The organism is Lysinibacillus sp. RU7 (assembly GCF_057837305.1).
The window spans coordinates 36,782-49,254 of record NZ_JBYQFK010000020.1; the positions used below are offsets into that span (position 1 = coordinate 36,782).

Annotated in this window: 12 protein-coding genes; 6 read left to right on the forward strand and 6 right to left on the reverse strand. The window is 34.2% G+C overall.

Annotated elements, in window-relative coordinates; translation table 11 throughout:
* Positions 1-645: 645 nt before the first annotated feature.
* A complete protein-coding gene (locus AC3II9_RS14715) occupies positions 646-840 on the forward strand; it encodes a hypothetical protein (protein WP_391370048.1) in 195 nt (64 codons plus the stop codon).
* A 73-nt stretch (positions 841-913) separates the two neighbouring features.
* Here AC3II9_RS14715 and AC3II9_RS14720 read toward each other — a convergent pair whose 3' ends face one another.
* The 5 genes from AC3II9_RS14720 to AC3II9_RS14740 all read right to left on the reverse strand — a co-directional run bounded on the left by AC3II9_RS14720 (position 914) and on the right by AC3II9_RS14740 (position 6,700).
* Positions 914-2,884 (reverse strand): FtsX-like permease family protein, encoded by a 1,971-nt coding sequence (locus AC3II9_RS14720; protein ID WP_489156605.1) that lies wholly within the window; start codon positions 2,882-2,884, stop codon positions 914-916.
* Positions 2,874-3,632 (reverse strand): ABC transporter ATP-binding protein, encoded by a 759-nt coding sequence (locus AC3II9_RS14725; protein WP_489156607.1) that lies wholly within the window; start codon positions 3,630-3,632, stop codon positions 2,874-2,876. Before AC3II9_RS14725 ends, AC3II9_RS14720 begins: the two co-directional genes overlap by 11 nt.
* Before the next feature lie 119 nt (positions 3,633-3,751).
* Positions 3,752-4,771 carry a sensor histidine kinase gene (locus tag AC3II9_RS14730; protein WP_489156609.1) on the reverse strand — a complete coding sequence of 340 codons (1,020 nt, stop codon included), beginning with the start codon at positions 4,769-4,771 and terminating at the stop codon, positions 3,752-3,754.
* Positions 4,768-5,514, reverse strand: coding sequence for a response regulator transcription factor (locus tag AC3II9_RS14735; protein WP_489156611.1), 747 nt, complete (start codon positions 5,512-5,514; stop codon positions 4,768-4,770). Before AC3II9_RS14735 ends, AC3II9_RS14730 begins: the two co-directional genes overlap by 4 nt.
* Before the next feature lie 220 nt (positions 5,515-5,734).
* A complete protein-coding gene (locus AC3II9_RS14740; RefSeq protein ID WP_489156613.1) occupies positions 5,735-6,700 on the reverse strand; it encodes an alpha/beta hydrolase in 966 nt (321 codons plus the stop codon).
* Between the two features lie 231 nt (positions 6,701-6,931).
* On the opposite strand from AC3II9_RS14740, the gene lepB reads away from it, so the two are divergent.
* From lepB to AC3II9_RS14765, 5 genes are all read left to right on the forward strand, one after another.
* A complete protein-coding gene (lepB, locus tag AC3II9_RS14745; protein WP_489156615.1) occupies positions 6,932-7,495 on the forward strand; it encodes a signal peptidase I in 564 nt (187 codons plus the stop codon).
* Positions 7,496-7,621: 126 nt separating this feature from the next.
* Positions 7,622-8,386: a CPBP family intramembrane glutamic endopeptidase gene (locus AC3II9_RS14750; protein ID WP_489156616.1), complete on the forward strand. Its 765-nt coding sequence runs from the start codon at positions 7,622-7,624 to the stop codon at positions 8,384-8,386.
* 338 nt (positions 8,387-8,724) lie between these two features.
* Positions 8,725-9,909, forward strand: a complete 1,185-nt coding sequence (locus tag AC3II9_RS14755) for a GGDEF domain-containing protein (RefSeq protein ID WP_489156618.1) — start codon at positions 8,725-8,727, stop codon at positions 9,907-9,909.
* A 290-nt stretch (positions 9,910-10,199) separates the two neighbouring features.
* Positions 10,200-10,544: a DUF4288 domain-containing protein gene (locus AC3II9_RS14760; RefSeq protein ID WP_489156682.1), complete on the forward strand. Its 345-nt coding sequence runs from the start codon at positions 10,200-10,202 to the stop codon at positions 10,542-10,544.
* A gap of 405 nt (positions 10,545-10,949) precedes the next feature.
* Positions 10,950-11,888: a thymidylate synthase gene (locus AC3II9_RS14765; protein WP_489156620.1), complete on the forward strand. Its 939-nt coding sequence runs from the start codon at positions 10,950-10,952 to the stop codon at positions 11,886-11,888.
* A gap of 89 nt (positions 11,889-11,977) precedes the next feature.
* Here AC3II9_RS14765 and AC3II9_RS14770 read toward each other — a convergent pair whose 3' ends face one another.
* A complete protein-coding gene (locus AC3II9_RS14770; protein ID WP_489156622.1) occupies positions 11,978-12,130 on the reverse strand; it encodes a BH0509 family protein in 153 nt (50 codons plus the stop codon).
* Between the last annotated feature and the right edge of the window lie 343 nt (positions 12,131-12,473).

Consider the following 12,473-nt stretch of genomic DNA (forward strand, 5'->3'; position numbering starts at 1 on the left):
GTACAAGCAAAAGTCTACAGTGGTATGCGGACTTTTTTGTTTATAGTCTGTTATCACCGACAATAATTATGACGGACACCGACAGAAAAAGTAGTAATAGGGGAAGGGGATTTTCGGAAAACCACCTTTGTCATTTCGGTGCTAATGTTGGTATGATAAAAGTACCATCAATATAAGTTAATATTACTGAAAAATTAAACAAACTAGTAGGGAGAAAAGAATGCATCATAAATGTATTTCCAGTTGGATGTTTATCCTTACTTCGCTTAACAGCTTCTATATCAGAATCTGGTGTATCACAAGAGTAAAAAGAGAAGTACTATCACAATGATTTAAAAGACTTACATTGTTGTATCAAATAATTCTTTTCCTGTACGAAGTATTGTAACAAGCATTACAAAATCATTTTATGTTACAAATACAACAGGCAATACGTGTTTCTGCTAATTTCACAGTAAGTATTGCTAAGAACGGTGCACTATAGTAATTACAAGCGTTTGAAAAGACGATGTTACGCAGTCCTTTTGTCTAAATAAAATCTCTCCATAAAGTCCTTTATATACCAATCGAAAAATTTGGGTATTTAGAAGGAATCGGAGTAACTATATAGAACTATTTGTATAGAAATAGAAAAGGGGTGGAAATGTGCATGACAAATGTATCGTATTAGTTGAGTTCATATTTCGCGTAGATCAGTATGAAGTTGAGGGAAATGCTGCATTATTTTTTAATAAAAATGATGTAATCCCAATGACAGATGAAGCTATTCTAAAGGAGATAAAAGCACAGTATGGTTATGATGCCATCGAGATTTTACACCGAAAGAAAGAAACAGCTTAAAAGTTAAGCCCCCACATTCATACTGTGGAGGGCTATTTTTATTTTAAAATTCCACAAATGTACCCCATTTCAATTACAAAGTACTATCATTTTGCACCAACTGATCTAACATTTTCTTTTTGGAATATAAGAAGAAACCGAATTGGATTAGGTGATATATAGTTGCAATGATTAGAAAATAGCCTAAGATTTCAGGGTTTTTAAGAACGCCGCCAACATCTCTTCCCATCGAGATCATATAAAGAAAAGCAATAATTGTTCCTACGAATGTTGGAATGAAGAATAGTGTCCTAATTTCCATTGAGATCATTCTTTTTACTTCTTTTGTCGTCATGCCAATTCGATAAAGCTTTTTGTATTTGACTTTGTCTTTTTCAATATCTGAAAAAAGATTTAAATATAATAAAATAAATGAACCTAAAAAGAAAATAATACTTAAAAATGTCGTAACAAAGAATAATATCCCGTTTTCCGTTTTATACCGTTCATAGCCCTCAATTTTTGAAGCGATTTGGAACAATGCTTCCTCCGACGTGTTTTCTATACGAATGTCTGTAAGCGGGGGAGTTTGTGCATTATATTTTTCAAATGCTCTTTCAAGCTTATATACGATATCCATTGATTTTTTCCAATCTGCTACATTAATTAAATGAATGTTCGAATGATAGCCTTCGATGTTCTTCTTTAAAGCATTCATCATTGTTTCATGAACGACAATAAAATCACCTGTATTTCCAACAGAGTTCATTCGTCTTTCGACTACCATATCTTTTTGAGTGAGGGTCGTCTCTCCGCTTTCTGTAGGTATTAAAAGCTCTTGATACGCTGTAATATCGCCTGCATATTCTTCCATTTCATTTAAAAAATAAATAAATTCATGTTCTGTCAGTGTAAATTGACGTGATGTTAATTGATTAAAACTTTCGACAGACATGAGCTTGTAAACATTACTCCAACCATCATCTTTTTTTTCATAATATTCATAGATAGGAAGAGTAAGGTGTTGTACGATTGGGTTATTTTCATCATTTAAAATGAGACGTAATTCGTTAAAAGGAAGATGATTTTTGTGATCAGTCTCCATGAATGCAATGTCAAATGGGTTCAGCTCTATTACTTGTTGCTCATTATATTTTGAAAGAAATAAAATAATGGTGCCGTATAAGATGGTTACAGTAATCATTACAGTAACAAGCGTCATAATAGCTGTTAAGCGCTGGAGCTTATATTCAATTGTCGTTAAAAGTAAAATAAAGCGATAGTAAATGGGTTCGTTCTTTTTCAATAACTCAATCAAAAAGCTTGTAAAATGAGAGATACATAAATATAAGCCAAGAAAGGTAACGAATGCCCATATGTATAAAAGATTATCATAGGATGATCTTTCACCATAAGTTGTATATAATCCAATAATGGAACCAACGACAAGAATAATGCCACTGATACCAAATAGGGGGTTTTTTGTTTTAATGCTTTCTGCGACTCGATCACTATTCAAATTTTGAAGGTTATTATCCTTGATAATGAAATAATGGGATTTTTCAACTGCAAACCAATACATAAGCAAAAAAGTGATGATAGGATAGAGAAACATTTTTAATGATAATTGGTAAGGGACTTCATTTAAGCCGATTGTATTCATGAGCAATAGGAAAAATAATCTAGAAAATACAACACCGCCTATAATGCCTGCAATGACGGAGCTAATGGAGATAATGAAGCTTTCCATGTGCAGCAACTTTCCGATGTCTCGATTTGACATGCCAATAGTCATAAATAAACCAAATTCGCTCTTTCTTCTTTTAATGAAAATGTTATGGGCATATTGAATGAAGAAAATAGTAAAAACAATCAAGGCAACTCCTGGAACAGCTAATACATATTTGAGCGATTGCAAGTCTTTCACTTGTACAACTTGTTCATTAAAATACACCGTAGAAAACATAAATAAGAACATGACAGCAAAGCTATTGCATAAGAAATATAATACATATTTTTGATAGTTGGCTTTCGCCATTTTCCAAATGATTTCTTTAAATGTCATGGGTTTTCCCTCCCACAACAGCTAAATTATCTATAATCTGATTGAAAAACTCTTTTTGAGTCCCTTTTTTCACGATGTAAGAATGAAGGAGACCATCTTTAATAAAGAGAACTTTTTGACAATAGCTTGCAGCAAATACGTCATGTGTAACGAGTAAGACGGTTGTATGTAATTCCTTCACTATTTTTTCGAAACACTCCATAATGATAGCGGATGTTTTGGAATCTAAATTTCCAGTAGGTTCATCTGCGAAAATCACACTGGGCTCATTTACTAGTGCCCTACTAACAGCGGTTCTCTGACCTTGTCCACCTGAGATGTTATATGGATATTTATTTAAAATGGAGTCGATTTCAAATAGTTTAGTTAAGCTATTCACCTTTGCTTCCATTTCTTCGCCTGACTTTTTTTCTAAAATCATTGGTAATAATATATTTTCTTTTACGGTTAAACTTTCGAGTAGGTTAAACTCTTGGAAGACAAAGCCTATTTGTTGTCTACGAAATAAAGCAAGTTCATCTCCGTTCATCGTACTTATTTCGTCTCCATTAATGCTAACTTCGCCGGAAGTAGGTGTATCGATACCACTGAGTAAATTTAAAAGTGTCGTTTTTCCACTACCAGAGGGTCCCATGATAGCTATAAACTCGCCTTTATTAACGGAAAAGCTAATACCGTTTAAAGCGATTGTGGCGTTTTCTCCATCTGAGTCTCCATATATTTTTACGATGTTTTTCACTGCTAACATATTGCTTTCTCCCTTCATTCAAGGATTTTAATGTTTAGTATAGTTTCATTTTAAATGAGAGAGAGCAAGTGAAAAATGGAAAACACTAAAAAAAGCTTACATGTTTGTAAGGTTATTAGCTATATTTCATTCGTTGCTTTCCATTGAATGGTTGCCGTTGTTCCGTTAGAAATTTTTGATTGTATCGAAATACGATGTCCAAGTCTATCTGCGATTTTCTTGCATATATACAAACCAATTCCGGATGAATTATATGTTTTTCTACCGTTTTCTCCTGTAAAAAAAGGTTGAAAAACATTGTCGATATCATAAGATGGAATCCCAATTCCCTCATCAATAATTGAAAGGCTAATATAGTTGGCAATTTGTTCGATTTTAAATATCAGCTTTTTATTGCCTTGTTTTAAACTTGAATATTTAATGGCATTGGAAATGATTTGATCTAACAAAACTTCATTCCATTTTAAATCTGTCACAATCATTGCTTTGTCTTGGTTGAATTCGATGATTGGAAAAATGGAGTGATGAATACATTCTTTTTTTCGTTCATTGATTATTTTCCGAATCGTACTTAATAAATCGATTGCTCGAATTTCTAAATCGTTTTCAAAACTTTCCATTCTCACCATCGTTAAAGCTTGGTCAATGGACATATGAATTCTTTTATTTTCATATTCAATCTTTTCTAGGGTACTAGAAGACAGTTCCATGTTTTGCTCTTTACTAATAAGTAGTTCAATTACAGCAACGGGTGTTTTTAAATAGTGCATAAAGTGTGATAAAAAATAAAGATTTTCATTATTTCGTTCCTTCAATTGGTGATATTGTTTAGATGACGCAGCTTTATTTTTATTTAATAGATTGTAGATTAATTTTTGTTCAGTACTTTGAGGCTTCAATTCTGATAGCTCGTTATTTAATTGATTTTTTATTGCTTTATTGAATGGATAATAGTTCGACCAATCAATCATCAAATAAATGATTAATAAAAATAAACTGAGTGCAATCGGATAAGTAATTTCTGTATTTGTACGTTCAGATAAATGAAAAAAAGTAATAATGCAGCTCATATTGAAAATGTAAAATATAATGAGGAGCTTACGATCTTGAATAAAATTTATGAATATATCTTTCTTCATGTATGTGTCCTCGCTGTATAAGGAGACTCCAGCATATAACCGATACCTCTTTTATTTTTAATCGTATTTTTGGACTCTAAATCTTCTAGCACTCTCCTTATTTTTGCGATGTTTACCGTTAATGTATTATCTTCAATGAATGTCATATCATCCCAAACTTCTTCAATAAGAGCTTCTCTTGAGACGAACGAATTGGAATGGAGCATTAATTTTTTCAATAATTTAAATTCATTTTTGCTGAGACTTACTTGTTTATCTCGATAGGATATTTCCATTGTGTCAACATGAAGGCAGAGCTCATCAACGGAGATGATACTTTGTTCTTTTGTGGCGTATTCACCGTAAACTCTTCGAATCGTTGCCTTTACTTTAGTTAATAACATATGTACTGTAAATGGCTTTGTTAAATAATCGTCTGCTCCAAGTTCAATGGCTCTAATCTGTTCAATCTCTTCTTTACGTGCAGAAATCATCAGTATAGGGATGTTTGATTTTTGTCGTATATTTCTACATAAATAATAACCATCAAAATAGGGAAGGTTAATATCTAGTAACACTAAGTCTGGTTTGATACGTAAAAATTCATCTTCAATATTTAAAAAGTTTTGAGGTAGCACGACCTTGTAACCGTAGCGTTCTAAACTTTCTTTAATAGTCGAGCTTAATTGGAAATCATCTTCAATAAGCATCAGTTTGTACATAATGACATCTCCTTGCTTGGCTAATTTACAATTATTTTTCATTTACACAATGGCTCTTTTAGATTTAATAAAGATGGATAGTTTAATTATAATGAAGAAATACAACGGTATGGAATGAAAATTCATTTTTTGACTTATCTTGTTGGACTTTTAACCTTGGTGCTTACCCCCTCGTAATGCAAGTCAACAGTATACTAAAAAAACCCATTTATTAATACAATGAAAAAGGTGAATTGGCCACATGACCAATTCACCTTTTCTATTAATCTATATATTTCCCGACAAAGCGCCAAACCGTTTCCCAATACGTATCGGGGTCTACTTTTACAGCATCACCATGGGCAGCGTTTGGAATAATGAGCTTTTCTTTTTCTACTTGTGCGGCATTGTAGACGTCATCTAACATTTTATATGGTACAAATGTGTCGCCGTCACCGTGGATAAAGAGCATCGGTGTTTTGCTTTTGGCCACTTGTTTGACGGCGGATGCTTCGTAAATATCATAGCCAGCGCGGATATTCGCCACGGTATTTGCTGCATGCATGACCGGAAATTCGGGTAGACCAAATAAGTCATCGAGTTGATAAATAAACACATCGCTCACGGAACTATAACCGCAATCCTCCACGATGACTTTCACATTTGAAGGGAGGTCTTCACCCGAGGCCATCATGACTGTTGCAGCCCCCATGGAAACACCGAATAATACAATTTCAGCATCTGGATTGATGTTACGTATTTCATCAATCCATTGCAGAAGATCTAAACGATCATGCCAGCCCATGCCGATATATTCACCTTCACTATCACCGTGTCCACGCAAATCTGGGGCTAATACATGATAGCCGTTTTCGTAAAATGAGCGAATCCAGCGTGTCATATTATCCGCTCGACTCGTATAACCATGTGCAATCAGGACCCATTTGTCACTTTGGTCCCCGTTTTCATACAGATCCGCATGTAATTTCAACTGCCATTCATCGTTTGATTCAATCCATAAAGAGGACGGCGGATACTCTACCTCGAATTGATCGTCTAAATCAGATGCTTGTTGTTCAAGGATCGGATCAATGGCGGTGCTATCCGCTAAATGTGGATTGTCTTCCATAAACTCTTTTTCATCCGTTGCGCTTAATGCATAATTATAAAAATAATTACCAACAGCAAAATATGCAACACCAATTAAGATGACAAAAATGGTTAAAAAGGTAAGTAATTTCTTTTTCATATATACACCCCTGATAGATTAATATAAAGCAATATTGATAGTGTACCAAATACATCAAAAACCGTCTGTCTTTGTTTTGTATCGTTTGTGGTAAGTAGGATCAGATGTAAAATACTGGTTGCGTTAATGAATTTTGGATATCCCTTTATTTGGATAAAAAATAAAAATGCAACTTTTATTCGTAATTTTCGTTTAAATAAGAAAGTATGTATATTTGGGGAGGAGTTAAGCGTGGAAGAAAAGCAAGATAATTGGCTGGATTGGGTCAAAACAATTGGCATCGCATTTGTATTAGCTGTAGGGGTACGGTATTTTATTTTTACACCGATTGTTGTACAAGGTGCGTCAATGATGCCAACGTTGGAAGATGGAGAAATGTTGGCGGTTGATAAAATCACGCCTAAACTAACACATTTCGAGCGCTTTGATGTCATTGTATTTAAAGCAACAGAAGAGGAAAACTATGTGAAGCGAGTAATCGGTTTACCTGGCGATCACATTCAGTACATAGACGATGTGCTATATGTGAATAGTAAAAAATACGATGAACCGTATTTAGATAAATATAAAGCGGAATTAAAGGATCCTGGTACATTGACGGAAGATTTTATGTTAGAGGACTATTTACAAGAGACGACTGTACCAGAAGGGCATTTGTTTGTATTAGGCGATAATCGTCGTGTAAGTGTAGATAGTCGAGTACCAGCTGTGGGATTTGTTCCGATGGATACAGTCATTGGGGAAGTAAGATTCGTATATTGGCCGCTTTCCAATGCGGAATTAATAAGCAATTAATAGATTAAACGAGACGACACTAAAAATAGTAGTGTCGTTTTTTGTTATTTCATGTAAAATATAGTGCGTAAGGTTTATAACTTATAAACAGTAGATAGATATTTTGGTAGGTAAGGGGGTATTTCTATGAAGGACTCAATCATTTTTACTACTACGATTTGGATTTATGCAATCACAATAATTGTTCATATTTTGTTATTACAGCTAGAGGATGCACGCAATTATATAGGGATCACAATGGCGATTCCTTTACTCGTTGTCTTACTATATCAAGCCGTCATAAAGAAAAGGAAGGTAGAATACAGCTTTGCAATTCAAAAGCCAACATTTTATCCGACAGTGCTAGCTATCCTATTACCGATTTTCTTGGGGGGAGGCTTGCAACTATATTTTTATTTTCTATATGGGGAATACTTTTTATTTACGACATATCGTGAGTTGATGTCTTTACTACTCATTGGAATCACGATTAGTACATTGTCTGCGCTTTTAGAGGAAATTGTTTGGCGCGGGAATTACTATGAGTACTTACGCCGAAAGTATAGTTTTATAAAAACAGCTTTGATTACAGCGAGCATATGGTCCATTTGGCATTTACCAATCGCCTTTTTTTATAAGTCTTATACTCATCAGTTCATGGGCATTGTCATCTATTTGTTATTATTATTTACGATCTCTATCATTCTTACATACATAAGAGAAAAAGGAAATTCAGTTATACCAGCAGCCATTTTACATGGTATGTTAAATGTATTTTATTTGCATGATCCTACACAAGGAACGATTGCAGTGGAAATGTTAGATATGACCAAATGGGTAGTATTTGTCGTCACTTGTATTGTAATGTTTATGTTGGTAGAGCTAAGCGCTACAAAAGTACGTGTTATTTAAATAAGCATAAAAGGGGACGTCTGAAAAGACATTTTGAGACGTCCCCTTTGCGACGAGGATGGTGACATTTTGATGTGACCACCGCAGGAGCAATATTTCTTAATGGATAAATATTAAGAAGTGAAGGGGTGTCCAGAAAGTTTTTACTTTCTGGACACCCCCTTTTGTAAAATAACGATAAATAGAAGAACTAAGTAATAAAACCTTTTCCGTAACATAAAATAAGGTATAAAGACCTTTTTAAACGGAAGTTGAAAAGTGGATAATTTTAGGTAAAAAAGACTAATGCTGTGTAAAATTTTTCGTTTATAAGTTCGAATTCAGAGGTGAGTGATAAAATGATATCTGATTCTCTATCGTTTTATATACACAAAGCAAAAATTCAACACAATTTCAGAAAAATAGCGTTGGTTAGTAAAGTAATGACTGGCATTGTATTATTCATTTTATTAGTCGAAACAGTCATGGTTATTTTCGCCAAAGAACAAGTATCTAATGAGGTGCTGAGTAATGTATGGGGGTATGTATTGTTACTAGGCTTCAATCTGATTTGTCACTATTATATACAAGTAAAACGGGTACATGTAACAGAAGAAAATTACCGAAAACTAGATTTATATATTGCGTTATATATTGGGATCTTAACAAGTTTAGGGGTCATGATAGCACTGACAAGTCAGCCGGACAACAATCAGCTCATGATGTATACGTTAATTATGTTAATTTGTTGTTCTTACTTTGTATTAACGAATAAACAAATACTTCCCACAATTATAATTACTAGTGCTGTATTAGTAGCAGGGTTATATGTCATACAAGGAAACTCGCCACAATTTTATGGGCAAATACTCTATTTGGCGATATTATTTCCTATTACGTATTTACTGTCTCGCGCTTTTTATTTTTCCTTTCATCATATGAACAAAATGCAAGCAAGACTGAAAAGTGAAATTGATGTGACACGGAAATTATCACAAGAACTTAGCGAAGTAAATAAAAAATTAGCTCTTCAAGCCTCGCTCGATCCACTCACAAATCTGTATAACCGCCGCGCGATTAATGAATATATGGAACAGCTTGAAGCCCAAATATTAGATACCCCTTGTTTACTATCAGCAATTGTCTTAGATATTGATTATTTTAAACTTTATAACGATACGTATGGCCATACTAGCGGGGATGAAGTATTACGTAAAATTGGTCATGTATTGAAGGGAGTTGCGACGAAATATAATGTTTTTGCTGCGCGGTGGGGAGGAGAGGAATTTACACTGTTATTTGTTGAACAACAGGAGGATAAGGTTCGTGAAATTTGCGAAGAAATCATTCGGGCAATACATTTGCTACAAATTGAACATAAAACATCAAAGGTTGATCGTGTGATAACAGTCAGTATAGGGGCACATACGCAAAAAGTTACGACAGCAAATGATATTTTACGCTGTATCGAGCAAGCGGATACGGCATTATACAGTGTAAAGGAAAAGGGACGTAATGCATTTGAGCATAAAATGTACATGTAGTGAAGATTTATCTTTGGGAGATGCTGTATTTACAGTTGGAAAATGGATATCCACATAAGAAAGCACGTCTTCTCAGCCTATTTTGATGGAGATGTGCTTTATAGAGCTGGTGGCGCCTATTTAGATCATAGTTAGATGATTGTGTTGATTCATACCTTAATACTGAAACTGTAAATTAATCCATTTCTAAAAATAGAAAAGGAGCAATTGGCAAGGAATTCCTTAGTAAAATTGAACAAGATGCTATAGCTAGTAAAGTTATCGCTAGAGTGATAGTTTATTTACAGGGGGTGATTTTATTGGATAAATATTTCTCTGTTAAATTACTATTTGAATCAACAGCAACATCTTCAAAAAACGAGGGGAAGATATTTGAAGAAAGAATTTTTCTGTTAAATGGCAAGAGCAAGGAAGCGGTTTGCGATTTAGTAAATCAACATTTTCAACCAGATTCATACGAAAATGCTGATGGTGGAATCAACACTGTAGAACTAGTAAAGATTTTAGATGTTTTTGAATTAGTGGACGATTTAAGTGAATCTCTAAATTTAAAGGAGGTTTATAGTCGATATATTTTGTTCGACAAACCTACTACTGCAGAAGAAGCAATTGAATTATATTCTTTAGATAAATAAGAATTATACGTTGCCTAAAGAATGATCTATTCAATAGCTTATGTGAATAGAAATACCAAATGAAGAATTTTAACGTTTAGAAGGGATTTATTAATCACTATCCTTCTGACTAAGAGTGTTATCATAAACTTTTGACGGTTCGCCCATTTTACTTGTTCAATCATCGACCGAGATCATGCTATATTGTTCAGCAGAAAATAGCACATTGGTGGTAGTGGATGAATTTTCACTCGTAGCGCAAGCAGATAGTGACACGATGGTGCTGAAATAAGCCATTACACAAAAAACATTGAAGTTTTCATCGGAAAAAGAAAGATTTAACTTCAAAACTATCTGAAAATATACAACGGAAACTGTTAACATATATAATGGATAAGATAACTGAGTACGAAGGGAAGTCTAGCAATGCAACAATATTTAGCGCTATGTGAGCACATTTTGCAGCATGGATTTGAAAAGGAAGACCGAACAGGAACAGGAACGAAGAGCATTTTTGGCTATCAAATGCGCTTTAATTTACAAGAGGGGTTTCCGTTATTAACAACGAAACGCACTTATTTTAAGTTAATTAAGACGGAGCTTTTATGGTTTTTAAAAGGGGACACAAATGTGCGAACACTCATTCAAGATAAAAACTATATTTGGAACGAGTGGGCGTTTGATAAATGGGTGAAATCTAATGATTATAACGGACCAGATATGACAGATTTCGGATTACGCGCGGCGAAAGATGAGGCATTTGCCAAAGTAGTCGATGAGCAAATGAACATCTTTAATGAAAAAATTTTAGCAGACGATGATTTTGCGCAAAAGTACGGTGATTTAGGTCCCGTATATGGTAAACAATGGCGTAGCTGGCCAGCTCCTAATGGTGAATCGATTGACCAAATTGCCAATGTAATTGAGCAAATTAAGAAAAATCCTGATTCTCGCCGTTTAATCGTATCAGCATGGAACCCAGCAGAAGTAGACTCGATGGCTCTGCCTCCTTGTCATTCATTCTTCCAATTTTACGTAGCAGACGGCAAGCTTTCTTGTCAGCTGTATCAACGTAGTGGCGATGTTTTCTTAGGTGTTCCGTTTAATATCGCGTCGTATGCATTACTTACACATTTAATTGCTAAAGAATGTGGTTTAGATGTGGGTGAGTTTGTGCATACATTGGGAGATGCACATATTTACAAAAATCACTTTGACCAAGTATATGAGCAATTAAGCCGGGATCCACGTGAGCTACCACAGCTACATTTAGCGGACAAGTCAATTTTCGATATGACAGCTGAGGATATTACATTAGGAGGCTACAATCCACATCCGCCAATCAAAGCACCGATTGCGGTGTAAATATTGAAGGAGGGTGTCCCAAGTCATGACAAATGACTTGGGACACCCTCCCGTTTTTTTTTGTTTGAGATTGCTAGTTAGAATGCTTTCTAGAAATCACATTCCATTAACGTTCGAGTGTAGGCGAATTCGTAAGTTTTCTCTAACATGCAATCAGTCAAATGATTTAAATGATTTGGATCTGATCCGAAATACATCATTAAAAACTGAACCATATTTTGACGTTCTTTTTCTGAAATCATTTTGAGTCCCCCTTTTTTGATATATAACAATTAATTTTATTATAATGTATTATATAACAGTTAGGGTGTAAAAACCACTTATTTTACCTAAATTTTAAAAATATTTAGAAAATTGTTACTTTAGTTGGGAATCCATCTGTTCATTAAGTGAAAAATGGATTAATGATGTACATTATCTACATATGGAGTTCATGAATATTTCCTTATTTTATTTAAAATAAAACAGCCATCAACCAGTGGATCTGGAAGATGGCTATGTAAGAGCAATTGATTGCAAATATTCCTCAAAAATAATCGTTTTTCACATGTATAGCCTTTTACAAATGGTAAAGAGGTTGTTACT